General features: G+C 60.8%; 20 protein-coding genes and 1 pseudogene. 8 read left to right on the plus strand and 13 right to left on the minus strand.

Going from position 1 to position 22,844, the window contains the following annotated elements; translation table 11 throughout:
- Positions 1 to 45: 45 nt before the first annotated feature.
- The 4 genes from LVD11_RS13965 to purM form a co-directional block, all read right to left on the minus strand.
- On the minus strand, positions 46 to 1,497 hold the full coding sequence (locus LVD11_RS13965; protein ID WP_237060026.1) for an OmpP1/FadL family transporter: 1,452 nt from the start codon (positions 1,495 to 1,497) through the stop codon (positions 46 to 48).
- A gap of 247 nt (positions 1,498 to 1,744) precedes the next feature.
- Positions 1,745 to 2,443, minus strand: a complete 699-nt coding sequence (locus tag LVD11_RS13970) for a DUF3108 domain-containing protein (protein ID WP_237060028.1) — start codon at positions 2,441 to 2,443, stop codon at positions 1,745 to 1,747.
- A 144-nt stretch (positions 2,444 to 2,587) separates the two neighbouring features.
- Positions 2,588 to 3,241 carry a phosphoribosylglycinamide formyltransferase gene (gene purN / locus LVD11_RS13975; protein ID WP_237060029.1) on the minus strand — a complete coding sequence of 218 codons (654 nt, stop codon included), beginning with the start codon at positions 3,239 to 3,241 and terminating at the stop codon, positions 2,588 to 2,590.
- A complete protein-coding gene (gene purM / locus LVD11_RS13980; protein WP_237060030.1) occupies positions 3,241 to 4,287 on the minus strand; it encodes a phosphoribosylformylglycinamidine cyclo-ligase in 1,047 nt (348 codons plus the stop codon). The genes purN and purM overlap by 1 nt, the downstream gene beginning before the upstream one ends.
- Positions 4,288 to 4,538: 251 nt before the next feature.
- Here purM and LVD11_RS13985 point away from each other — a divergent pair, with 251 nt between their 5' ends.
- The gene (locus tag LVD11_RS13985) at positions 4,539 to 5,618 is read left to right on the plus strand and encodes a DUF2066 domain-containing protein (RefSeq protein ID WP_237060031.1); all 1,080 of its coding nucleotides are present in this window, start codon (positions 4,539 to 4,541) and stop codon (positions 5,616 to 5,618) included.
- Between the two features lies 1 nt (position 5,619).
- Positions 5,620 to 6,345: a DnaA regulatory inactivator Hda gene (gene hda / locus LVD11_RS13990; RefSeq protein WP_237060032.1), complete on the plus strand. Its 726-nt coding sequence runs from the start codon at positions 5,620 to 5,622 to the stop codon at positions 6,343 to 6,345.
- 22 nt (positions 6,346 to 6,367) lie between these two features.
- Here the strand turns inward: hda and LVD11_RS13995 are convergent, their stop codons facing one another.
- Genes LVD11_RS13995 through LVD11_RS14010 form a run of 4 tightly spaced genes read right to left on the minus strand, consistent with a single transcriptional unit; the run spans position 6,368 to position 10,359 of the window.
- The gene (locus tag LVD11_RS13995) at positions 6,368 to 7,723 is read right to left on the minus strand and encodes an MBL fold metallo-hydrolase RNA specificity domain-containing protein (RefSeq protein WP_237060033.1); all 1,356 of its coding nucleotides are present in this window, start codon (positions 7,721 to 7,723) and stop codon (positions 6,368 to 6,370) included.
- A complete protein-coding gene (locus LVD11_RS14000; RefSeq protein ID WP_237060034.1) occupies positions 7,720 to 8,646 on the minus strand; it encodes a ribose-phosphate diphosphokinase in 927 nt (308 codons plus the stop codon). Before LVD11_RS14000 ends, LVD11_RS13995 begins: the two co-directional genes overlap by 4 nt.
- Positions 8,643 to 10,157: a thymidine phosphorylase family protein gene (locus LVD11_RS14005; protein ID WP_237060036.1), complete on the minus strand. Its 1,515-nt coding sequence runs from the start codon at positions 10,155 to 10,157 to the stop codon at positions 8,643 to 8,645. The genes LVD11_RS14000 and LVD11_RS14005 overlap by 4 nt, the downstream gene beginning before the upstream one ends.
- Positions 10,147 to 10,359 (minus strand): hypothetical protein, encoded by a 213-nt coding sequence (locus LVD11_RS14010; protein ID WP_237060038.1) that lies wholly within the window; start codon positions 10,357 to 10,359, stop codon positions 10,147 to 10,149. The genes LVD11_RS14005 and LVD11_RS14010 overlap by 11 nt, the downstream gene beginning before the upstream one ends.
- On the opposite strand from LVD11_RS14010, the gene LVD11_RS14015 reads away from it, so the two are divergent.
- Complete coding sequence (locus tag LVD11_RS14015; protein WP_237060040.1) at positions 10,345 to 11,277, plus strand: universal stress protein; 933 nt, start codon at positions 10,345 to 10,347, stop codon at positions 11,275 to 11,277. The two genes, LVD11_RS14010 and LVD11_RS14015, sit on opposite strands and share 15 nt — an antisense overlap.
- 122 nt (positions 11,278 to 11,399) lie before the next feature.
- On the opposite strand, the gene LVD11_RS14020 is transcribed toward LVD11_RS14015, so the two are convergent.
- Positions 11,400 to 13,307, minus strand: a complete 1,908-nt coding sequence (locus LVD11_RS14020) for a DUF885 domain-containing protein (RefSeq protein ID WP_237060042.1) — start codon at positions 13,305 to 13,307, stop codon at positions 11,400 to 11,402.
- Between the two features lie 135 nt (positions 13,308 to 13,442).
- The gene (locus tag LVD11_RS14025) at positions 13,443 to 14,024 is read right to left on the minus strand and encodes a superoxide dismutase (protein WP_237060044.1); all 582 of its coding nucleotides are present in this window, start codon (positions 14,022 to 14,024) and stop codon (positions 13,443 to 13,445) included.
- Between the two features lie 263 nt (positions 14,025 to 14,287).
- Between LVD11_RS14025 and LVD11_RS14030 the strand changes: the two genes are divergently transcribed.
- Entirely contained in the window at positions 14,288 to 15,055 is a 768-nt protein-coding gene (locus LVD11_RS14030; RefSeq protein ID WP_237060046.1) for a hypothetical protein, read from the plus strand.
- A 152-nt stretch (positions 15,056 to 15,207) separates the two neighbouring features.
- Positions 15,208 to 16,716, plus strand: coding sequence for a fumarate hydratase (locus LVD11_RS14035; RefSeq protein WP_237060048.1), 1,509 nt, complete (start codon positions 15,208 to 15,210; stop codon positions 16,714 to 16,716).
- A 68-nt stretch (positions 16,717 to 16,784) separates the two neighbouring features.
- Here the strand turns inward: LVD11_RS14035 and LVD11_RS17010 are convergent.
- Positions 16,785 to 18,619 (minus strand): annotated as a pseudogene (locus LVD11_RS17010) (DUF885 domain-containing protein).
- A 291-nt stretch (positions 18,620 to 18,910) separates the two neighbouring features.
- On the opposite strand from LVD11_RS17010, the gene LVD11_RS14050 reads away from it, so the two are divergent.
- Complete coding sequence (locus LVD11_RS14050) at positions 18,911 to 19,255, plus strand: 4a-hydroxytetrahydrobiopterin dehydratase (protein ID WP_237060054.1); 345 nt, start codon at positions 18,911 to 18,913, stop codon at positions 19,253 to 19,255.
- Positions 19,256 to 19,375: 120 nt separating this feature from the next.
- A complete protein-coding gene (locus LVD11_RS14055) occupies positions 19,376 to 19,606 on the plus strand; it encodes a DUF1272 domain-containing protein (protein WP_237060056.1) in 231 nt (76 codons plus the stop codon).
- Here the strand turns inward: LVD11_RS14055 and LVD11_RS14060 are convergent.
- Positions 19,603 to 20,364, minus strand: coding sequence for a TlyA family RNA methyltransferase (locus LVD11_RS14060; protein ID WP_237060058.1), 762 nt, complete (start codon positions 20,362 to 20,364; stop codon positions 19,603 to 19,605). The two genes, LVD11_RS14055 and LVD11_RS14060, sit on opposite strands and share 4 nt — an antisense overlap.
- A gap of 108 nt (positions 20,365 to 20,472) precedes the next feature.
- On the opposite strand from LVD11_RS14060, the gene nhaA reads away from it, so the two are divergent.
- The gene (gene nhaA, locus LVD11_RS14065) at positions 20,473 to 21,930 is read left to right on the plus strand and encodes a Na+/H+ antiporter NhaA (protein WP_237060060.1); all 1,458 of its coding nucleotides are present in this window, start codon (positions 20,473 to 20,475) and stop codon (positions 21,928 to 21,930) included.
- Here the strand turns inward: nhaA and LVD11_RS14070 are convergent.
- A complete protein-coding gene (locus tag LVD11_RS14070; protein ID WP_237060062.1) occupies positions 21,918 to 22,664 on the minus strand; it encodes a Mut7-C RNAse domain-containing protein in 747 nt (248 codons plus the stop codon). The genes nhaA and LVD11_RS14070 overlap by 13 nt on opposite strands.
- Positions 22,665 to 22,844: the final 180 nt, after the last annotated feature.

Genomic DNA, 22,844 nt, shown 5'->3' on the forward strand with positions numbered 1-22,844 from the left:
GGGCAGTGGCTGCCCGGCCTTTTGAATCTGCTCCCGGTCCTGGGATCAGAAGTTGTAGTTCACGGAAACACCGGCCAGCCAGGCTTCGATATTGGTAGTGCCACCATCGAAGTAGGTGACCAGGGCTGTGCCTGGGCCGACGAGGGAATCGGTCGGGATTACGCTGCCTTCCTGGATGGTCTCGTCGTCACCCCAGAGATAGGCGAAGCCGCCGTCAACCGACAACTCGTCGCTGAACTTATAGGTGCCGCCGAAGGTCACCCACTGGCGATCGGTGTCCGGGATGGACAGGGTGCGCCAGGTGATCGGGCGGCCGAAGCTTGCGGTCTCTTCGTCAAACAGGCCATCCCGCGCTGCGCCTTCATCGTAGGCGTAACCAATGCGCAAGGTAACTTCCTCACAGGGATAGTACTCGCCTGCAACACTGTAACGCATGCCGCTCTCGAAGTTCTCTTCCTTGATCAGCAGCGGGTTGTAGGGCTCGGGATCGACGCCAAACTTCTGGCTGGGGATAAAACCTTCGAGTCGCTCGAAGTCATCCCAGTCGGTCCACATGGCACCGAGGGCCAGGCCCCATTGGCTGTTGAAACGGTGGTAGAAGCCCAGCTCCAGCGTATCCGGCAGGTCCAGGGTCAGGTTAGCGGAGGCGTTCCGCAGGCCGACACCACCCATGTTGTTGGGCAGGGCCTGGGAATTGACGTCGCCTTCGAGTTTCGGATCCAGCTCGGAATGATAGGAGATACCGAAGCGGGAGTTTTCATTGATCTGCCACAGGGCGCCGAGGGTCCAGCCTACATCCCAGTCGTCGCCATCCAGGTCGAGGATGCTCAGCTCGGGGATGCCAGATCCGTCGGGCAGGAACAGACCGGTCTGTTCACTCAGGTTGCGCGGCACCTTGGTCTTCAGCGTCGCGTCGGCGTACATGAAATTCACCGCCAGGCCGATGCTGAACTGGTCATTGAAGTTGTAAGCCACGGAGGGGGCGATATTGACCGTCAGCAGCTCAGTTTTATCGGCAATATGGGTCACCAGCCAGTCCGGTTCGAAGTCGGTTTCCAGGCCGTAGTCAGTGAACATGCCCAGGCCGAATGACCAGCAGTCGTCAAAGGGAACGGCCAGCGCGAAGTCGGGGACAAAGGCATCGCTGGCATAGTCGTTGGCAGTGTCGCGGAATGGCCCCACCTGGGCGAGCGGCACGGGCTGGCCGGTAATGGGGTTGGTGCCCACAACAGTAAAGTCGATGTCGCCGGCTGCGTCGATCTCGGGATTGACGTAGGTAACACCGGCGGACAGGGAAATCCGGTCAAACAGAGCAGAACCGGCTGGGTTGCGGTTCAGGATGGCGGCGTTGTCACCAATGGTGTTTTCCGCCGCAAATGCGCGGCCAAGGCCAGCAGGATTGGTTTCCTGCAGGTAAAAACCCGCGGCCATGGTACCGCTGGAGGCGGTGCTGATTGCTGCAGCCAGAACTGCACGACGCAGAAGTTTCTTTTTCATGAGGTCCCACTCTGTTTTGAATTGCTGTTTACTAAATCATCGCTCAGCAACCGTGAAACAGTCACGGTGGTGCGATGGAGAACCCCGTTCAGGTTCCCGGGTTCGCAATCGATTCCCTGACTCAAAAATTCTAGCAGCGCCAGAATATTGTTTCAGGGCAAGCGGGCCACTTTATAAAGACTAAAACGCGAAAAATCTATCATTTCGCGCCACTTTTTCTTTATTTTTACGTACTGTTCGAAACTTTTCAGTCTTGGCGGGAACTGTCTCCCGGGGTGGAGAATTTGGTCAAGGAAATCTGGTAGGTTTCGCCATTTTCTTCTTGCATCAATTTCACCAGCGCGTGATTCCACGTGGGTGCAAACCAGATGTAAGTGGAGCGATCTGCTCCTTCCTCACGCACGCGTTCCACTTTTACTGTGTCTACCGGCCCGAGGGGCGTCTGTAGCGTCTCGGTGCCGGTAACGGCAAAGCGGTAAGTGCGCACTCGCTTGCCATCTGCGACCTGATAGACAAGGTCTTCCTTGCCGGCCGCAACGTCCAGCGCCAGCTGCAACTGGTAGCTGATCTTGTCGTGGATAGCCCCGGGTGGATTCTCGAGCGTGCGGTCCGGTTCCGATATGTTGACGACGCGCCCATCTTCAAAATTGAGCGCTGTGTGCCGGTTCCGGCCGAGCCCTGTGCGGTGGTACTCGTAGTGGCGGGGTGTGATTCGCGAATCAGAGAGGGAAAAACGCGAATGCTCACGGATATCGGCGAGGAACGAATCTGCCCGGAAATCAAGCCGCCAGTCGTCGCCGTTGCCGGAGAGCTTGCGCTCGGCCTTTACCTTGATGCCGTTATAGCTGGCGGAATAGGTCGCGGAAAATGGCTCCAGCACCTGGGCGCGACTAATGACAGCAAAACTGGCTAGTAAAAGAAAGAGTATGGACTGGCGAACGGGCACGGCGATCTCCCTTTTCCTGATGGCGTTCGTGCTGGCAGGGTTTCCGGGGCCGGCAATGGGTTGCCGGCCAATCCCAGGGCCCTACGATAGCTTTGACCATTGCCTGCTGCAAAAAGTGCCCGCAATGGGGCAGGGAATATCTGTTCAGCTCCTGATCAGTTTCCCGGTTGCAGGGAGAGGCTCGCCGTCGAGTTCGGAGTGGTCGCCGGCCATGCGCAGCCGCCCTTCGGCAAACCAGCGCACTGCAAGCGGGTAAATAATATGTTCCTGTACCTGGACGCGCCGGGCGAGGCTTTCCGCAGTGTCGCCGGGCTCCACCGGGATTACCGCCTGCAGGATGGACGGGCCACCGTCGAGTTCCTCCGTCACGAAATGCACGGTGACGCCGTGCTCGGTATCACCGGCCTCCAGCGCCCGCTGGTGGGTATGCAAACCCTGGTACTTGGGCAGTAGGGAAGGGTGGATATTCAGCAGGCGACCACGGTAATGGCGGACGAATTCGGGCGTGAGGATACGCATGAAACCGGCCAGCACCACCAGCTCTGCGCCATATCCGTCGATACTCTCGATCAGGGTCCGATCGAACGATTCCCGGTCGGCGTAATCGCGGTGATTGACTACCGACACGGGAATGCCCGCGTCGCGAGCGCGGGTCAGGCCATAGGCATCCGCCTTGTTGCTGATGACCGCGCACAATTCATAGCCGCTATCGTTGCCCGCGGCAGCGTCGATCAGTGCCTGCAGGTTGGTACCGCTGCCGGAGATCAGCACCGCCACCCGACATTTCTTCTGCGCCATCAGAGCCCCGAAAGTTCCACTGCCTCGCCACCGGAACTGGACTCGATGCTGCCGATGATGAATGCTTCCTCACCTGCCTCGCGCAGGATGTCCAGCGCCTCGTTGGCCTGGTCCGCGGGCACGCAGATGACCATGCCCACACCACAGTTGAACGTGCGGTACATTTCACGCCGGTCGATGTTGCCGCTCTGGCGTAGCCACTCGAAAACCGGCGGCATTTCCCAGCTGGTAGTATCGATATTGGCGCAGGTGCCCTCCGGCAGGACGCGTGGCAGATTTTCCAGCAGGCCGCCGCCGGTGATGTGGCTCAGCGCGTTGACCTGGGATTTGCCGATCAGCTCCAGCAGGTTCTTGACGTAGATCCGGGTCGGTGCCATGAGGGCCTCGGCCAGTGTCACGCCGCCCATATCCTGTTTCAGGTCGGCGCCACTGACTTCCAGTACCTTTCGCACCAGTGAATAACCGTTGGAGTGGGGGCCGCTTGAGGCCAGGCCGATCAGCTTGTCGCCGGCGGCGACGTTGCTGCCATCGATAATGCCGGATTTTTCCACCACGCCTACGCAAAAGCCCGCCAGGTCGTAGTCGTCGCCCTCGTACATACCGGGCATTTCGGCGGTTTCGCCGCCCACGAGGGCGCAGCCGGCCAGCTCACAACCGCGGCCGATGCCGCTGACAACCTCGGCGGCGATGTCCACATTGAGCTTGCCGGTGGCGTAGTAATCGAGGAAAAGAAGGGGTTCGGCGCCGGCCACGACCAGGTCATTCACACACATGGCAACCAGGTCGATGCCGATGGTGTCGTGGATACCGAGGTCCATCGCCAGGCGCAGCTTGGTGCCGACACCGTCGGTGCCCGAGACCAGCACGGGCTCCTTGTAGCCCTTGGGGAGCTCACACAGTGCGCCAAAGCCTCCCAGGCCGCCCATCACTTCCGGGCGCTGGGTCCGCTTGGCGACGTGCTTGATGCGGTCGACCAGGGCATTGCCCGCGTCGATGTCGACACCGGCATCTTTGTAACTGAGGGACTGTGGCTTGGAATCGCTCATGATTCATCCTGCAATGGGCTGTCGGAGGGCGCGTATTCTAGAGGAATTTCCCCCAAATGTGCGAACTCGGGGCTGGGAGAAAAAACCGACACTGATACAATAGCCGCTCTGGCCCGCTTTAACCCGGGCCCGATACAGGCCGAAAGCCGTGCTGGCGCCCGTCACCCGGGCCCTACAGCCGTGCACTGGCCGGTCAACAGAACAAGTGGTTTTGGGGAGTTGAAGAGATGCAGATGCTGGTCCGGTGCGGTATGGCAACAGCGACGAAGTTGCTTGCCCTTGCCCTGTGCCTAACGATGTCGCTGGCTCAGGCTCGGGTAATCGCTGACCTGTACGAGGTGGCGGAGCCCGTCCCCAGCCGCAGCGCAAGTGACCGTGCAGCCGCGGCCAGCCGCGGCCTAGAGCAGGTCTTTGTGCGGGTGACCGGTGATCCTGCGGTTGCCGGCAGCGGGGCGCTGAGCCCGGCGCTGCGCGAGGCGCAGTCGTTCATGCAGGGCTATCGCTATCTCACCGAGGACGACCAGCTTTACGTGCAGCTGACGTTCGACCCCCAGGCTGTGGCGGCCAAGGTCCATGAACTGCAGTTGCCCATGTGGCCCAACAACCGTCCCGGTACGCTGGTCTGGCTGGCGGTGGATTCGCTGCAACACGGCCGCAGCTACCTCAGCGAGATCGAGTCCCCGGAAGTCTTTTCCGCTCTGGACGCCGCTGGCATTGCGCGCGGCCTGCCGCTGGACTTCCCGGCCCTGGACAGCACCGATCGCCGCGCCCTGCCGCTGGGCAACCTCTGGGCTCAGGATGAGCGCGCGGCAAAGAACGCCGCGGCGCGTTACCAGCCGGATGCAAGCCTGATGGGGCGACTGCTGCAGCTTTCCGAAGGGCGCTGGCAGGGCAACTGGCTGCTGCTACACGGCGGCCGCAGCTATGCCTTTGATGCCACCGGGGATTCGCTTGAAGCCGTGGCCCAGCAGGGGATCGACGAGGCGGCCAACCTGCTGGCCCAGCGCTATGCGGTGCGCCCGGATGCCGGTGGCGGCGAGACCAGTTCTGTGGTCCTGGAACTGGTGGGCGTGTCTACATTTGCCGATTACAACGAGGTTTCGGCCTACCTGCGTGGTCTCGCCCAGGTCAGCCGAGCGGACCTGCTACAGGTGGACGGGGAGCGCATGCGTTTTGCGCTGAGCACCGGTGTGGCCATGCGCAACCTGCGCGACGCCCTGGCACTGAACCGTAAGCTGCGGGCTGAGTCGGAACAGGATCCGATCGACCTCAGTGGCTATCGCGCGCCCGTCGGCAGCGCGGAGAACCCCCTGCGTTATCGCTGGCAGTGAGATGAATAAGCAAAGCGGTGTGCCGCAGCAGCTCCCCCTGGGGGTGTCACTGCGCGATGACGCCACGTTCGATAACTTTTACCTGTCCCCCGAGGACCCCAACCGGCAGGTTGTGGCTGCCCTGCAGGGATTTGCCTCTGGCGGCCTGCCAGAGCAGTTGATTTACCTGTGGGGTGATGAGGGATCCGGTGTCAGCCACCTGCTGCAGTCTGTGTGCCAGAGCGCTGAGGACAGCGGACGCAGTTTCCAGTACCTGCCCCTGGAAGAGCTGCTGCCCATGGATCCAGCGGTCATCCTGGACGGGCTGGAAGAGGTAGAGCTGATCTGCATCGACGGCATGCACCTGCTACAGGAGCAGCCGGCCTGGCAGACGGCGCTGTTCCACCTCTTCAACCGGGTGCGGGATGCCGGTGGCCAGATGCTCCTGGGCGCACGGCGCTCACCCCGCGGGCTCGGGCTGGAGCTGGCTGACCTGGCTTCGCGCCTGCAGTGGGGGCTGACCTTCCAGCTGCAACCCCTCAACGACAGCGATAAGCTGGCCGCCTTGCGCCAGCGTAGCCGCCGGCGGGGTTTTGACCTGCCCGAAGACGTGGCGCTGTATATCCTGCACCGGGCACCACGCCACACTGGCGCATTGTTTGCGTGCCTGGAACAACTGGACCGGGCGTCGCTCATGGCCAAACGCAAAATCACCATTCCCTTTGTGAAGGAAGTGCTGAAAATCTGACGCGCTCCGCGGTTTGCTGGAATCACAGGCGCAGTATCTGGCGGTACTGTGCGACCTCCACGTGAAAGCGGGTGTGATCCTGCAGGTACAGGCGCAGGCAATCAGCGGCATCAGGTTCCCCATGCACCAGCTGGATCGCGGTGCCCGGCTGCAGCTGGGAGGATTGTAGCCAGCGCGTCAGGTCCAGGTAGTCCGCGTGGGCGGAAAGCCCCTCGAGCATTTCGACATTCGCGCGGCAGGGAATATATTCCCCGTGAATCTTTACGGTACTGCCTCCGGCCATCAGGCGGGCGCCCCGGGTGCCACCGGCCTGGTAACCGGCAAACAGGACCGTGGTGCGGTGGTTGGGCAGCAGGCGCTTGAGGTGATGCAGGACCCGGCCCCCGGAAGCCATACCACTGCCGGCAATGATGATGTGGGGATACTGGATATTTTCCAGCGCCTTGGATGCGGCAATCTCACGGGTATAGGTGACCCCCTGGCTCATGCGCCGGCACTCGTCTTTTGTCAGCCGGTGCAAGTCGGAATAGCGGCTGTAGATGTGGGAGGCATCGATCGCCATGGGGCTGTCGAGGAAGATTGGCAGCCGGGGTATATCGCCGGCCTCCATCGCCCTGACCAGCATATGTTGCAGTGTCTGCGCCCGCCCCACGGCAAAACTGGGTATCACCAGCACGCCTCCGCGGCCCACTACGTCATTGACTACCCGGTTGAGTTCTTCCTGTATGTCCACGTCCGGGTGGCGGCGGTCGCCGTAAGTGGACTCCAGTAACAGCAGGTCCAGTCCTGGTAGCGGGGCCGGCGGGTACATGAGGACATCGTCGGGGCGGCCCACGTCTCCCGAGAATCCCACACGCCTGCCTCCGGCCTCCAGGATGACACTTCCCGCACCGAGGATATGGCCCGCACTCTGCAGCCTCGCGGTAAGCTCACCAATGCGCACAGGCTCACCAAATGCCACCGGCTGGAATAGCTCCAGGCTGCGCTCGGCCGTCTCGCCATCGTAAAGGGGTTGGGGGTGGGCGTGTTTTCCCAGGTGATGGCGCGCGTAAAATCGGGCGTCCTCCTCCTGGATATGCCCTGCGTCTGGTAACAGGATACTGCAGAGATCCATGGTGGCGGGGTGGCAATACACCGGGCCGCGATACCCGAGCTGGTAGAGCCGGGGAATATAGCCGGAGTGGTCCAGGTGCGCGTGGGTCAGCAGGATGCCATCCAGGTTGTGGAAATCGAAGGCGGGTGCTTGCCAATTCCGCTCCCGCAGCCACTTGTAACCCTGGAACAGGCCACAGTCCACCAGTAACCGGGTGCGGCCATGCTCCACCAGGAACTTGGAGCCGGTGACTGTCTGGGTGGCGCCGAGAAAGAGTAGGTTCACTGACCTGTCCTCCGGTTGCCTGCAGGTTTGGCGGGGTCGCTCAGCAGTTTGCGGACTGATTCCGCCAGCAGGGGCGCCAGGTCGAACGCACAATGCGGCCCCGGTATACTGTTGCTGGTATAAATGCGGCGTATGCCGGCTTCCCGCAGCTCTCTTTCGCAGTTACCAGCGAAAATCCCATGGACCGCGGCGCAGTCGACAGGCTCCAGACCCGCGCGCCGCAATTCCGCGGCGGTCTCCATCAATGTATGGCCGGTAGAAATGACATCATCCACGATAAGGGCGGTGCGGTCGCCGAATTCGCCGATGTCGGGGATTTGCACCGACACTGCGGAATCGCTGGACCGGACTTTTTCCCCCACGATAAATGGCAAGCCCGTGTCCCTGGCCAGTGCCGCTACCCACTGGCGACTTTCACTGTCTGGCCCTACCAGTAGAAAAGCGGTCTCCTGCTGGCGAACCCAATTTCCGATCGTGCCGGTGGCCGACAGGGCGAGTGCAGGGATGGAATAGATCTCACCGAGGCTTTGGTAGCGGTGCAGGTGGGGATCTACGGTAACCAGCCAATCGACCGTTCTGGACAACTCACTGGCGAAAATACGCGAGGTAACCGCTTCACCATCCCTGAACCGGCAATCCTGGCGCATGTAGCACAGGTAGGGTGCTACCAGGCCAACCGACGCTGCACCGAGATCTCTCAGTGTGGCGGCCAGGTAGACCAGCGCCAGATAGCCCGGGTCCGGATCACAGAAATTGGCGAGAATCACACAGTCCCGGTCCCGCGGCGGCGTCTCCACGCGCAGGTAGGTCTCGCCGTCGGGGAAGCGGTGCCGGACCACATCAGCCCGTTGTGCAGCCAGCTGTACCAGCAGCGGGTCGACGAGTGGTAGTGGCTGCTCCAGGGCGAATAACAGTGGTCTCACTCGCCCGGCTCCCCGACGTAAAAGAGTTTGTGGTTGCGACGGAAATACTCCTGGGCATAAGTGAGTTCCCCGGGGGAGTCGGCCAGCAATGTCGCCAGTACCTGTCCCTCGGTAACCGACTCGCCGAGTTTTACATGTAGTCGTAGTCCGGCATTCGGGGACGAGGGTGCCCCGGCGAGCTTTGCAAGCTGCGCCAGGCGCCTGTTGTCCATGGTTACCAGGGTCCCCGAGCGCCCGGCTTTTAGCGGAGCACTGTAGCGGGCATCACGAAACGCCTTCATCCCACCCTGGGCAGCGCAGATGCGTTCAAACTGCCGTAAGGCGCGACCCGATTGCAGCAGCTCGCGGGCTTCCTCCTCACAGTGCTGGTCGTCTTCGCCACTGGCCATGGCCAGCAGGCGAGAGGCCAGCAGGACTGATCGATCCGCGAGGTCCACCGGCGCCTCGGGCTGCTTGTGCAATACTGCCAGGACGTCCCGGGCTTCCTCTACCGGACCGATACCGAACCCGACCGGTTGGCTGCCGTCGGTGACAATGCAGCGCAGTTCCAGTCCCAGGTCTTCGGCGACGGCGGAGAACAATCGGGAGAGGCGCTCGGCATTTTCCCGGCTGCGCAGTTTGACTGTCGGGCCCACAGGCATGTCGATCAGCACATGGGTCGAACCTGCGGCGACTTTCTTGGACAGGACCGAAGCCACCAGCTGGCCCTCGCTGTCCAGGTTCAGTGCCCGTTCTATCCGGATCAGGATATCGTCGGTGGGGCTCAGGCCGACCCTGCCCCCGGCCGCAAGGCAGGCGCCGGTGTTGAGGACGACCTGCTGCAGTTCCCGCAGGGAAAGGTCCACTTCGGTCAATACCGCCATGGTATCGGCGGTGCCCGCCGGCGAGGTAATGGCATGGGATGAGGTTTTGGGTATCACCAGTCCGGCGGCACTGACGATCGAGATCACAATCGGGGTGGTGCGGTTGCCGGGCAGGCCGCCGATACAGTGTTTGTCGTAGACCCGGGGATACCCTGGCCATTGCAGGCGGTTGCCACTCATGACCATTGCATCCGTGAGAGCCCGGGTTTCCGGCCGGTTGATACCCCCGGTCGCGCACGCGGTGAGGAAGGCGGCGATCTCTATATCCGAATAGAGCCTGCGGCTGATATCACGGATGATGCCACTGATCTCGCGCTCGTTGAGTTCGCTGCCATAGATTTTCTTGCGCAGTGAACTCAGGGAGTGGACCAGCGGTGCGTGCCGGACCTCCACCTCCTGTCCGGCAGCGAGGTTGAGGAATGCCCAGGCGCTGTCTGAGAAGCCGATGACCCCGCCGGGTAAAACATCGGCACTGACAGTATGAAGCGTGGCGATCAGATTACGGTTGTCACTTCGGATCTGCAGCCGTGTGTTCGCCGTGAATCCCTCGGCCCGGCAGATCGCGCAGTCGTCGCGCATGAACACGATCGGTTCCTCATGGGTGTCTATCCCCATTAAATGCGCGCGCAGGTACTGGTCACGTGCCATAGCCTGGTTCCATGTCGCTTCTGTCGCCTTCGGATACCACGGATTGCAGGCGCTGTGGCACGCCTGCCGCCATACTGTCCGGGGCGCGGTTGGGAATATCCGGCCCCGGTCCTTTAATTGTGGCACTGCGGACAAATTCGGTGCGGCGCGTTTGGTAATCAACTTTCCTGATTTCAGGTCTCTGGTTATGCAGAATCTTCATAAACTACTTTTCGTGAGTCACGCGATCGATGAGGCCAATGATGGGCTTCACCAGGCTGTCAGCCTGGCCCGTACCAGTGGCGCAGAACTCCATATTTTCGCCGTCTGCCCGGCATTACCGGAGGAGTTCGGGGACTACGCCGGTGTATACGGCGACGGGCTCGCCGCGCGTGTACAAGCATCCCTGGATTCAGTTCTGGCGGATGAGGGGCTCTCGGCCACAGAGTTGCCGGTCTCCATCGAGGTGGAGTGTGGCAGCACTCCGGCGGAGCGGGTAATCCGCCGGGTGATCGACGACGACTTCGATATGGTGATCAAGAATGTCGAGGGGCGTAGCCGGCGTAAGGGGTTCAAGGCGATGGATATGGAGTTGTTGCGCAAGTGCCCTTGCCCGGTATGGTTATGCCGGCCGGTACATCATGGGCGTGACGATATCCGGGTGCTTGTGGCAATTGATCCTGAATGCGGGGAGGGCCATGCATATCACCTGGCGATACGCCTATTGCGGTTGTCACGGGCGTTGGCCGATTCCTGGGAAGGGACGCTGCATATTGTTTCCTGCTGGGATTACGACGTGGATGCTTACCTGCGACAGAACTTCCCGCTCGACCTGCCTGATGCCGAGATTGACCGCGTGGTGGAGCAAGCCGGGGCAAAGCACCGGGCCAAGCTGGATGTGCTTATCCGTGCAGCGGGTATTGATGGCCCGATGGAAGTCCATCACACCATTGCTAATCCGGCTCGCTTTATCCCGTTGCTGGTGGAAGAGAAAAAATTCGACCTGCTGGTAATGGGGACCGTGGCCCGTACGGGAATCCCGGGCTTTATCATGGGCAATACGGCGGAAAACATCCTGCAGAAAATCAGCTGCTCCCTGCTGGCATTGAAGCCCGGTGATTTCAAGTCGCCGGTGTGCTAGGACGGGAAAGTGCGGTGCAGGTCTTCCTGCTTTGCCCTGGCAGGGCGGTCAGGGCTACAGCCAGGGGGGCATAAAAAAGCGGGCCCCGGGGGCCCGCCTTTCAAGGATTGGAGGGTGTCGCGTTACTGTTGCGCCTTCACCTCCGCAACCCACTCGTCCACCAGTTCCTCCAGCACGTCCAGTGGCACGGCACCATTGGCCAGCACTGTGTCGTGGAATCCACGGATGTCGAACTGGTCGCCCAGCTCCTGCCTGGCTTTCTCACGCAGTTCGAGGATCTTCAGCATACCGATCTTGTAGGCGGTTGCCTGTCCCGGCAGCACGATATAGCGCTCGATGGCCTTGACCTGGTCGCCCTTCGGGTTGGGGGTGTTTTCTCCCAGGTATGCGATCGCCTCTTCACGGGTCCACTTCTTGCTGTGGATGCCGGTGTCCACCACCAGGCGCGCGGCCCGCCAGAGTTCCATGGCCAGGCGGCCAAAGTCAGAGTAGGGATCCTTGTACAGGCCGATCTCCTTCGGCACCAGCTCGGAGTAGAGACCCCAGCCCTCGGTATAGGCGGTGTAGCCACCAAACTTGCGGAACTTGGGAATGCCCTCCAGTTCCTGCGCGATGGACAGCTGCATGTGGTGGCCCGGAATGCCCTCGTGATAGGCCAGCGCCTCCATCTGGTAAGTGGGCATATCCTTGGTGTTGTAGAGGTTGGCGTAGTAGATGCCGGGGCGCGAGCCGTCCGGCGCCGGGCGCTGGTAAAACGCCTTGCCTGCCGATTTTTCGCGGAAGGGCTCCACGGCCTTGACGGTCAGGTCCGCTTCCGGCTTGGTGATGAAGAGCTCATCCAGGCGGCCTTTCATGTTGTCGATGATTGCCGTGGCTTCTTTCAGGTAGCGCTCTTTGCCTTCCTCGGTGTTCGGGTAGTAGAACTGCTCATCGGCGCGCATGAACTCGAAGAATTCCTGCAGGGTGCCGTCGAACTCCACCTGTTCCATGATTTCGCGCATTTCACCGTGGATACGCTCGACCTCGTCGAGTCCCTTCTGGTGGATTTCATCGGCGGTCATGTCGGTGGTGGTGTATACGTTCAGGCGGTGGGCATAGTACTCATCGCCGTCCGGCAGCTTCCAGGCACCGTCGTCGGTGGTGGCTTTTTTCTCCAGCTCACCCAGGTAGGCGATCAGCTTTTCATAAGCCGGCTGGGCGCTCTCCTGCAGGGCCGTTTTCGCCTGCTCCACCAGGGCCTGTTTCTCTTCCTTCGCAACTTCCAGCTTTTCCACCTTGCCCTTGAAGTCCTCGAACAGGGTGCTGTCTTCCCCGTCGGTGAAGGGGGCGCCGGTAATCAGATTCTTGCCATCGCTGATGACGTACGGGAATACGAACTTGGGCGGGATAACGCCGGCCTCGGCCCGCTCTTCCAGGTTGGCGATCAGCTGGTCAAAGTGGCCTGGCAGCGCGTTGAGGCGCGAGATGTAGGCCTCGGCATCCTCGGTATCGTCGATGCGGTGTTGGTTGATCAGCAGCGATGCGACACCGGTGTGCACGGCATACATCTGGTTGACCGGGTAGGTGTGCAGGCGCCACTTGAAGTCCTCGATTTCCTCTTCCTTGTTACGGATAGCCAGTTTCAGGCTAAGCGCAGTGGCATCGTCCAGTTGGCTGGCATCAATCTCCTGCAGCTCACCCAGCTGGCGCTTCTCAATCTCCATGGTTTCCCGCTCGAATTCCGGCGAGAGATTGTCCCACTTGCCGTAATCCTCATCGTCGGTCTTGCCAAGGAAGGTCTTGAATTCCGGACTGCGCTCCAGCAGCTCCTGGAAGTGGTCTTCAAACAGTTGGTTGGCTGCGGCCACCGCTTCTGGGTTGACAGAGGACTCACCTGCGGATTCTGCTGCCCCCTGTGCTGTATGCTCGGCGCCGCTCTCCGCGACAGGCTTGGTCTCGGCAGTCGGGGTCTGGTCATTCCCGGCCCGCTCACAGCCTGCCATTACCAGGGTGCTGATGGCTGCGGCAATCAGGGTCTTGTTGAACTGCATGTTTTGCATTCCCGTCTGGTTAAAACTTTTATGGGTTACTGGGGAGGGGGATATACCGGGGCAGGGCGCCACCGGATTTCTGGTCCCCGGAAAGTAAAAAAGCGGGCTGCTAGCCCGCTTTATTGATCTTCCGGATCAGGCAAAGTTCTGGTTGACGAAGTCCCAGTTCACCAGATTCCAGAAAGCTTCCATGTACTTCGGCCGCGCATTGCGGTAGTCGATGTAGTAGGCATGCTCCCATACGTCGCAGGTCAGCAGTGGTGTCTGGTCGGCCTCGGTCAGCGGGGTGCCCGCATTGGAGGTGTTGACGATCGCCACGGAGCCGTCGCCTTTCTTGACCAGCCAGGTCCAACCGGAACCGAAGTTGTTAACGGCGCTGTTGGTGAACTCTTCCTTGAACTTGTCAAAGGAACCAAATGCCTTGTCGATGGCCTCGGCAATGGCACCGGAGGCTGCACCGCCACCGTTGGGGCTCAGGCAGTTCCAGTAGAAGGTGTGGTTCCAGATCTGGGCCGCGTTATTGAACACGCCGCCGGAAGAAGACTTGATCACGTCTTCCAGGGACTTCTCGGCGTCGGCAGTACCCTCCAGCAGGCCATTCAGCTTGTCCACATAAGTCTTGTGGTGCTTGCCGTAGTGATACTCCAGGGTTTCCTGGGAGATGTGCGGTTCCAGGGCATTCATCGCGTAGGGGAGTTCGGGGAGAACGTGAGCCATGATTTCTTCCTTCCTTATATCTCAGTTTGTGGATGAAGGCATTTTACACACGCCGGATTGCAGAATTAACCAGGCATGTGGCTGACTACAGCGTATGGGGGCAAATACGGCGAAGACAAGTGGGTCGGCTAATCTTAAGCGGTAAACGCTTACTTTTTCGTCAATTTTTGGTATAACTGCCGCTGAAATCGACCAATCAATCCTCGTGTACGGGCCAGTGGCCAGGTGCGCGAGCCAAACGCACAAATCGGGTATATCTAACGATGCAACGCAGAGAGCCGACCCTGGATGGCCGTGGTCCCGCCATAGACCCGGAGATGGACAACAAACCGATTGGGGGTGCCCCCCGCGGCAGCGCCCCGAAACCGGCCCCTGTCGACGATGAGGGTGGCTCCGGTGGCTCCTCAGTCCTGGCCGTCGTGGCCCTGATCCTGGCACTCGCCGGCGTCGGCAGTGCGGGCTTCCTCTACACCCAGTGGCAGGACACCCGCTCGCAACTGGTGAGCGCAGAAGAGCGGATCGTGGAACTCGAGAAGCGTTTCGAAATGTCGGACGAGGAGTCAACTGCGTCTGTGGAGGTCCTCAATGCCCGGGTGAAGGAGAATTCCTCCGAGATCCGTAAACTGTGGGGTGTTTCCCACGATACCAACCGCAAGAACATCGCCGCCAACAAGGCAGCGGCTGCTGCCGCCGCCAAGGATGCCGCTGCGGCCAAGAAGCAGGCCGCCCAGCTGGCTGGCAAGGTCAGTGGCCTCAGCGACAGCGTGAAGAAGATCGCCTCGGTGGAGTTTGCCCTGTCCGAGTTGCGTGAGACCACGACCAGCAACCAGCGCGACCTCAAGGACAAGTTGGCCAGCCTCGAGCGCCAGCTCAACTCGGTGCGCAGTGACCTGGGCGGCCGGGTGAGCGCCAACGAGGAGGCCGTGGAATCCATCGACGCCTACCGCCGCTCCGTGAACAAGGATCTGGTGCAGCTGCGCGATGCCATCCGCAGCCTGCAGTCCGGCGGCAGCACCGCTGGCATCCAGTAAGGTCTTGCCCCCTCGTGGCCCGGATTCCCGGGTCGCGACTTTCCGACTCTCGAATATTGCCGGCCGCGCCTGTCCCCATGCTTCCCCAATCGGGGAATTTGCCCGCAATTCATGTAAAATCGCCCGCCTTGAGACGTAAACCGGAGACGGCTATGACCACTATCCGCCAGGATGACCTGATCGACAGCGTCGCGGATGCGCTGCAGTTTATTTCCTACTACCACCCGCAGGACTTTATCCAGGCCCTGAACCAGGCTTACGAGAAGGAGGCCAACCCGGCGGCGAAGGACGCCATGGCCCAGATCCTGATCAATTCCCGCATGTGCGCCCAGGGCCACCGCCCCATCTGCCAGGACACGGGTATCGTGACCGTCAAGCTGAAAGTGGGCATGAATGTGCAGTGGGATGCGGACATGAGCGTGACCGACATGGTCAACGAGGGTGTGCGCCGTGCCTATAACAACCCGGACAACGTCCTGCGCGCCTCCATCCTCGAGGACCCGGACGGTGCCCGCAAGAACACCGGGGACAATACCCCGGCGGTGATTCACTTTGAGATCGTCCCCGGTGATACCGTGGAGGTCTATGTAGCCGCCAAGGGCGGCGGCAGTGAGGCAAAGAGCAAGTTTGCCATGCTGAACCCGTCCGACTCTGTGGTCGACTGGGTGCTGAAGATGGTGCCGCAGATGGGGGCCGGCTGGTGCCCCCCGGGAATGCTCGGCATCGGGGTCGGCGGAACCGCCGAGAAAGCCATGCTGCTGGCCAAGGAGTCACTGCTGGACCCGATCGATATCCAGGACCTGCAAGAGCGGGGTGCTGCCAACCGCGCCGAGGAGCTGCGCCTCGAACTGTTCGACAAGGTCAACAAGCTGGGCATCGGCGCCCAGGGCCTGGGTGGCCTGACCACGGTTCTGGACGTGAAGGTGAAGGACTATCCCACCCACGCCGCCAACAAGGCGGTGGCCATCATCCCCAACTGCGCTGCCACCCGCCACACCCATTTCACCCTGGACGGTTCCGGTGCAGCGCGGCAGGCGCCGCCGAAGCTGGAAGACTGGCCGGAGATCACCCGTGAGGCCGGCAGCAATACCCGCCGCGTCAACCTGGACGAGGTCACTCGCGAGGACGTATTGAGCTGGCAGCCGGGCGAGACCCTGCTGCTGAACGGCAAGATGCTGACCGGCCGCGATGCGGCCCACAAGAAAATGGTCGATATCCTGGCCAAGGGCGAGTCCCTGCCGGTGGACCTGGCCGGCCGCTTTATCTACTACGTGGGTCCGGTGGACCCTGTGCGCGAGGAAGTGGTGGGCCCGGCTGGCCCCACCACGGCTACCCGCATGGACAAGTTCACCCGTACCATGCTGGAAGAGACCGGACTGCTGGGCATGATCGGCAAGGCCGAGCGCGGCCCGACCGCCATCGAGGCCATCCGCGACAACAAGGCGGTTTACCTGATGGCCGTCGGCGGCGCCGCCTACCTGGTGGCCCAGGCGATCAAGGACGCCAAAGTGGTAGCCTTCCCGGAACTGGGTATGGAAGCCATCTACGAGTTCGAGGTGGAAGATATGCCCGTGACCGTGGCCGTGGACAGCCAGGGCGAATCGGTGCACAACACCGGGCCGGTGATCTGGAAGGAGAAGATCGAGGCGGGAGCGGTTTAACGCTGCCCTGAAAAAAGGCCGGGTCCCGCGAGGGGCCCGGCCTTTTTTATGTGCGGAGGGATATTGCTTTAGCCCTGCTGGTCCAGCTCCGCCAGCATCAATTCCCGGATTACCGGTACCGGCGCATTGCCGTAGCTGAGGAATTTCTCGTGGAATTCTTTCAGGTCGAAATCGTCACCCAGCTTCTCTTCCATCTCCTCGCGTAGCGCGAGGATATCGGCATAGCCGGCGAAGTAACTGGTGAGCTGTACCTGGCTCAGGGTGGCGCGGCGCCATTTGCCCATGGCCTCGGCTTTCTGCTGGAAGCCCTGGCGCGCCAGCAGGTCCATGGCCCGCTCCTGGTCAATACCCTTCACCTGGATCTCGTAGTCCAGGATGGTATTGATCACCGTGCGCAGGTTCCACTTGTAATACATCATCCACAGTTCCGGCGAGAAGTCCCGGTAGCCGGCGTCGAGCATCATGCGCTCCGTGTAGACGGCCCAGCCCTCGATCATGGCACCGTTGGCGAGGATGCTTTTGACCAGGCTGGGGGACTGGTTGGCATAGACCAGTTGTGTGTAGTGCCCGGGGATGGCCTCGTGGATATTCAGGATCTGCATCATGTAGGTGTTGTATTCGCGCAGGAAGCTCTCTGCCGCGTCGTCTTCGAACTCCTCGATGGGCATGACGTTGTAGTAGGTGTTGGCTTCCTTGTCGTAGGGCCCGGGCGCATTGATGGAGGCCACGGAAAAGCCGCGCATATAGGGCGGGGTTGTGCGCACTACCAGCGGCTTGCTCTCATCCAGGGTGAGCAGATCTTTTTCCCTGACGAAGGCCACCAGTTCCGGAATCTGCTTCTCCACCTCGGCCTTGAAAGTTTCCTTGGTGGCGTGGTGCCGGGACAGCTTTTCCAGCACCGCGCGGATCTTCTCCAGGCGGTCTTCCGGCGGCCGCTGGTCGGGGAAGTACTTCGGCCACAGTTTGTCCGCCAGTTCCGCCATCCGGTTATGCAGCGTCTCTTTCTCTGCCAGGGCCCGTTGGTAAAGTTCGCTGGCCGTCATGCCGATCTGGATATCGTAGCAAACTTTTGTTCGTACAACTCTTCACCAATGCGGAAGTCCTTATAGTCCTGGGTATTCTCCAGTTCCGCATGCATTGTCTGCAGGTAGGTTATATAGCCCTCGATGGCATCCCGGGCGGCTTCTGCGCGCTGGCGCAGTTCCTCTTTCTCTGCCTGTTCCAGGCCGCTTTCGGCAATCTTTTTATCCAGTTCCCCACCGAAGATGCCCTTGGCACCCTCGTTTTGCTGGATCGCGAGTACCAGCTGCGGTGATGCAGGTTTATCCAGAGACTCTTTTGCAGCCTGGTAATAGGCCGGCACTTTCTCCAGCCGCTTGCTAAAGGTTCGCAGGCGCTCGTCCAGCGGGGCGTAATCGGTATTCAGGATCAACGAGAATGCATGGGAAACGTTGTAATTGGCCGGGTTCCACTCGTGTGATTTGAACTCCGACATTTCCCATACCAGTTTGTCGAGGAAGTTCTGGATCAGTGCCAGGTCGCTGCGGGCGCTGGCATCCAGGGTCGCAGCATCAATTTCAGCGAAACGGGCCTGGTAATCCCCGGCAAACTCCAGGACGCGCTGACGTTGCTGGTTGTCGGGGATAGCCAGCTGGTCTGCCACTGCGTAGTAACCCTCGCGTACAGCCCAGGAGGGGAACAGCTGCCACAGTTGTTCAATCATTTCCGTCGACAGGTCAGCAAAAGTCGTGCTCGCGGTGACCTGATCCTGCTTCGCGGTCTGCTGTTGGTGGCCGGCCGTGGTCCCGCTGGCAGATTCGCTGACATCGTTCTGTTCAGCTTTGTCCGGTGTACACCCGCTGAGCATCGCCAGCAGTGCCAGGGTGGTGAGTGAGCGTCTCATAGTCCCTCTCTTGGTCAGGATTCGTATGGCAGGGAAATTAGCATATCCGCATTGGCATTTGTGCCCGAATGCAGGGGTTCAGTAATCGTTTTTATCTGAATTGGTGCCGGGAGGGTTCACCCGGCCTGTGGCGCTGATTGCTCATTTTTTAGGACTCTGTCCCATCTGTGCGGGCAAAAACCACATACAATCCGGTTTTTTCCGGCGAGCTTGTCTAGGCCGGGGGCGGCGAGTAGAGTGTGGTGCAATTCCAAGCGTAAACAAAAATTTGAATCAGCAGAGGAACTCCCCATGACCGATCTTGCCGAACAGAAGTGTGAAGCCTGCCGTGCCGACGCACCCCTGGTGAGTGACGAGGAACTTGCAGAACTGATACGCGAAATCCCCGATTGGACTCCGGTCACCCGTGACGGTGTCATGCAGCTGGAGCGCGTATTCAAGTTTCGCAATTTCAAGCAGGCGCTGGCTTTTACCAACCGCGTGGGCGAGATTGCGGAAGAGGTGGGCCATCATCCGGCGCTGCTCACGGAGTGGGGCAAGGTGACGGTAACCTGGTGGAGCCACGAGGCCGGTGGCTTACACAAGAACGACTTTATTATGGCCGCTCGTACCGACAAGCAGCTCGAGACCGAGTAAGCGTTACTTTCGCTGGCTGGTCTCCAGTGCCTGGAGGTGGCTCCGCTCGCGGATAGTCCCGCCGCGGGGCCGCCCACCCGTTCGCTGCGGCGTTTGTAATTGCAAGGATCTGGAACCGCCATGTTGAAAATGAAGCAGAGTTGCGAGCGCTGTGGCGCGTCGCTGGGACTGGCCGACCGGGCCTATATCTGCTCTTTCGAGTGCACCTACTGTCCTGATTGCTGCGAACAGCTGGGCAAGACCTGTGTCAACTGCCAGGGCGACCTCACTTTGCGTCCGCCGCGTAAATCCTCTCCCACGGAAGCTGCATCCCCGCGCTTCAAGGCCAAGCTCGAGAAGATACTGAATTAATCCGCCGGTCGCTGGGCCCAGAGCAAAAACTCCCGATTACCGTCGCCACCCCGGATAGGGCTTTCGATGTACTCGCGGACCTCTAGTCCCAGTGTTTCGCACAGCCCGGAGATCTTCTCCTGCACCTGCGGATACAGGGAGGTATCCCGGACCACACCACCCTTGCCGATATTCCCGGCCCCGACTTCGAACTGCGGCTTGACCAGGCTGAGCAGTTGCCCGCCAGGGCGGAGCAGGGGCGGCAATTGGGGCAGGATGAGCGTCTGGGAAATAAACGAGACATCCATTACCACGGCATCGAAGCCGCCGTTACTGTAGGGCGCCAGCTGTGCCGGTTCCAGATGCCGGGCATTGATGCCCTCGAACAGCTGCATCCGCGGATCATCGCGCAGGCTCTGCGCCAGTTGGCCGCGGCCCACGTCAACGCCCACCACCAGCGAGGCGCCTCGCTGTAGCAGGCAGTCACTGAAACCTCCGGTGGAGCAGCCCACATCCAGCGCCTTCCAGCCCGACGGATCCAGCCCGGTGTGGTCGAGAATGGCCGCCAGCTTGAGCCCGGCGCGGGAGACATAGCGATCCTCGGGCAGGGGGGTCACCTGCAGTCGCTGGCTCTCGGGGACTGACTGGCCGGCCTTCTGCGCCGGACGCCATCCGCTACCCGTGTCCAGCATCACCCGACCGCTGTCGATCAGTTTCTTGGCATGTGTACGGGAATTGGCCAGTTTCAGCTTTACGAGTAACTGATCCAGTCGGGTCATGAATGGCACTATAGTTCTTTCAGTAGTGGTCGACGTAGGCGTCATGCTACTCTCTGCGCCCGTTCTGTAGAAGCTCTATGCTTAAAAGATGAAGGAGACCACCGGCTGATGGCGAAAAGCGTTCTGGGCAAGTTCAGGGTTCGCAAGGGTAAGGTCTTTGAAGCGCCTCTCGAGAGTGCTTTTGGACGCCTGGTCACACCCTTTGAAGAGTTTATCCACCGCCAGAGTAGCAGTGGCCTGCTCCTCATCACCTGTGCAATCGTTGCCCTGGTCATTGCCAATTCCCCACTCCAGGAAGCCTACAAGCATATCCTCCACATGCCGATCAGTATCAACGCCGGCGACTGGAGCTTTTCCCTCAGTGTGCACCACTGGATCAATGACGGCCTGATGGCCATTTTCTTTTTCCTGGTCGGGCTCGAACTCAAGCGCGAGTTCCTGGTGGGTGAGTTATCGGAGCTGAAGCAGGCAGTGCTGCCGGTGATGGCGGCCATCGGCGGCATGGTGGTGCCGGCGTTGATATACGCATCGCTGAATAGTGATGCCGAAGGCGCGCGCGGCTGGGGTATCCCCATGGCCACGGATATCGCCTTTGCTGTGGGGTGTATCGCCTTGCTTGGCAACCGGGTGCCGCGATCGGTCGTGACATTCCTGGTGGCCCTGGCCATTGTTGACGACCTGGGCGCTATCCTGGTGATCGCCATCTGGTATACCGAGAGCGTCAACCTGACTGCCCTGATGACCTCGGGCCTGCTGGTGGTCATCATGTGGCTGCTGAAGTTCGCCGGGGTACGCCGTTCCCCCGCCTATATCTTCATCGGCGTCCTGCTCTGGTATGAGCTGTATGTCACCGGCATTCACGCGACCCTGGCAGGTGTGATTACCGCGATGGCGCTGCCGGCGCGCCCCAAGTACGACCCGGTGGCATTCAGTACCTTTGTGAAGGACATCATCCGCAGCTTCGATCGCTGTTTCCGCCCCGGTGACAAGATCATCGCCAACGATGCCTTGCGAGCCCGGGTAATGGCGCTGGGCAATGGCGTCAACCTGGCCCAGTCACCGCTGCAGCGCATGGAGACCCGCCTGCACACACCGGTGGCCTTTATCGTGATCCCGATTTTCGCACTGGCAAATGCGGGCATCCCCATCGACAGCTTCACCAGCTCGACCGCCGTACTCAACCCCGTCACCCTGGGGGTCATCCTGGGCCTGGTATTCGGCAAGCTGGTGGGAATTGTCGGGGCCACCTGGATCGGCTGGAAACTGGGACTCGGCCGGTTGCCCAGCGCGGCCAGTTTCCATCACATTATCGGGGTGGCGCTGCTCGGCGGTATCGGTTTCACCATGTCGATTTTCATCTCCGAACTCGCTTTTTACGGCGAGGAGGGGATGCTGGTGCAGGCCAAGGCCGGTGTGTTGCTGGCGTCCGTCATTGCCGGTGTGTCGGGTTTCATGGTGCTGCGTAAGGCGCCAGTATCTGACGAGTTGAGTACGATTACCGACGAGGAAGCGTTGACACCTGAAGAGGCTGCAGAGCCTGATGGCGCTGGGGATCAGGGACGTTGAGCCGGACGGCCACCGTGGCGTACCTCGTCAACCAGCCGCCGCAGGCGCTGGAAGTGGCTGCCTTTCCAGTAGACACGACCGCAATCGTGGCACTGCAGGAATTCGCGGTAGTAACGCCGGGTGCGCGGCTGCAATTGTGCGGCGACCGCCTGCCCGGCCACAGGTGATAGCTGGCCGTTACAGACGGTGCAGCGGCTGAATGGGCGCAGCTTCCGGGCCAGCCCGAAGCGTGTTGACACCTCTTGCAGTTGTTGCCGGGGGCGCGTTGCACGCACGTAGTAGCCACGCCGCAGGTCTTTTCTCTTCAGCAGGTCGCGGTCGCGGGTCAGCAGGGTGCGGTCCTGCTCCACCGAGAGCTGGAGGAGTTGCCTGTCTTGATAGTTCCCCTCAAACAGGCTGTCGAACCCCAGCAGGCGCAGGTAGCGTGCCAGGCGTCCCAGGTGGCAGTCGAGTACGAAAACGGGCGTATTCTGGGGTGGTGGCATAAGCCCCAGCCCGTCGGCCGACCGCGGGTATACGTGTACCCGGTCGCCATCCTGCAGCTGATAATCGAAGTCCTGGGGGCGCCCGTCCACCCAAATCCTGTCTACCTCCACATGTGGAACGCCCAGGCTCTCGATGGCGTCCTTCACTGAACCCGGGTGCTCCCGGTCCAGCCTGATGTATTGCTCGCGACGCCTGGCGGAGAGAAAATCGTTCAGGTTCCCGTAGAATTGAAACAGGATGCGGGCCATGGCTGGGAAAGGGCTCCGGGCTGTGTCTCCAGGGAGTGAGCTCCAGTGTAGTTCCTGGGACTTGATTCCGGCGAGAGCGGCGGAAAAGTGATCAGGGTGCCAGATACAGGCTAGCGGTGGTACATTGGTTCTTATTTGGCGCCATCTGCCGGCTCCGGGAACTGGCTGCTTAAGCTGCGG

It is taken from the genome of Microbulbifer sediminum (assembly GCF_021729035.1).
GTDB lineage: Bacteria > Pseudomonadota > Gammaproteobacteria > Pseudomonadales > Cellvibrionaceae > Microbulbifer > Microbulbifer sediminum.

Coding starts and splice junctions, on each gene's coding strand:
- LVD11_RS13965 (WP_237060026.1), bottom strand. CDS start 1,497: ATGAAAAAGAAACTTCTGCGTCGTGCAGTTCTGGCTGCAGCAATCAGC.
- purN (WP_237060029.1), bottom strand. CDS start 3,241: ATGGCGCAGAAGAAATGTCGGGTGGCGGTGCTGATCTCCGGCAGCGGT.
- purM (WP_237060030.1), bottom strand. CDS start 4,287: ATGAGCGATTCCAAGCCACAGTCCCTCAGTTACAAAGATGCCGGTGTC.
- LVD11_RS13985 (WP_237060031.1), top strand. CDS start 4,539: ATGGCAACAGCGACGAAGTTGCTTGCCCTTGCCCTGTGCCTAACGATG.
- hda (WP_237060032.1), top strand. CDS start 5,620: ATGAATAAGCAAAGCGGTGTGCCGCAGCAGCTCCCCCTGGGGGTGTCA.
- LVD11_RS14005 (WP_237060036.1), bottom strand. CDS start 10,157: ATGGCACGTGACCAGTACCTGCGCGCGCATTTAATGGGGATAGACACC.
- LVD11_RS14015 (WP_237060040.1), top strand. CDS start 10,345: ATGCAGAATCTTCATAAACTACTTTTCGTGAGTCACGCGATCGATGAG.
- LVD11_RS14010 (WP_237060038.1), bottom strand. CDS start 10,359: ATGAAGATTCTGCATAACCAGAGACCTGAAATCAGGAAAGTTGATTAC.
- LVD11_RS14020 (WP_237060042.1), bottom strand. CDS start 13,307: ATGCAGTTCAACAAGACCCTGATTGCCGCAGCCATCAGCACCCTGGTA.
- LVD11_RS14025 (WP_237060044.1), bottom strand. CDS start 14,024: ATGGCTCACGTTCTCCCCGAACTCCCCTACGCGATGAATGCCCTGGAA.
- LVD11_RS14030 (WP_237060046.1), top strand. CDS start 14,288: ATGCAACGCAGAGAGCCGACCCTGGATGGCCGTGGTCCCGCCATAGAC.
- LVD11_RS14035 (WP_237060048.1), top strand. CDS start 15,208: ATGACCACTATCCGCCAGGATGACCTGATCGACAGCGTCGCGGATGCG.
- LVD11_RS14050 (WP_237060054.1), top strand. CDS start 18,911: ATGACCGATCTTGCCGAACAGAAGTGTGAAGCCTGCCGTGCCGACGCA.
- LVD11_RS14055 (WP_237060056.1), top strand. CDS start 19,376: ATGTTGAAAATGAAGCAGAGTTGCGAGCGCTGTGGCGCGTCGCTGGGA.
- LVD11_RS14060 (WP_237060058.1), bottom strand. CDS start 20,364: ATGACCCGACTGGATCAGTTACTCGTAAAGCTGAAACTGGCCAATTCC.
- nhaA (WP_237060060.1), top strand. CDS start 20,473: ATGGCGAAAAGCGTTCTGGGCAAGTTCAGGGTTCGCAAGGGTAAGGTC.
- LVD11_RS14070 (WP_237060062.1), bottom strand. CDS start 22,664: ATGGCCCGCATCCTGTTTCAATTCTACGGGAACCTGAACGATTTTCTC.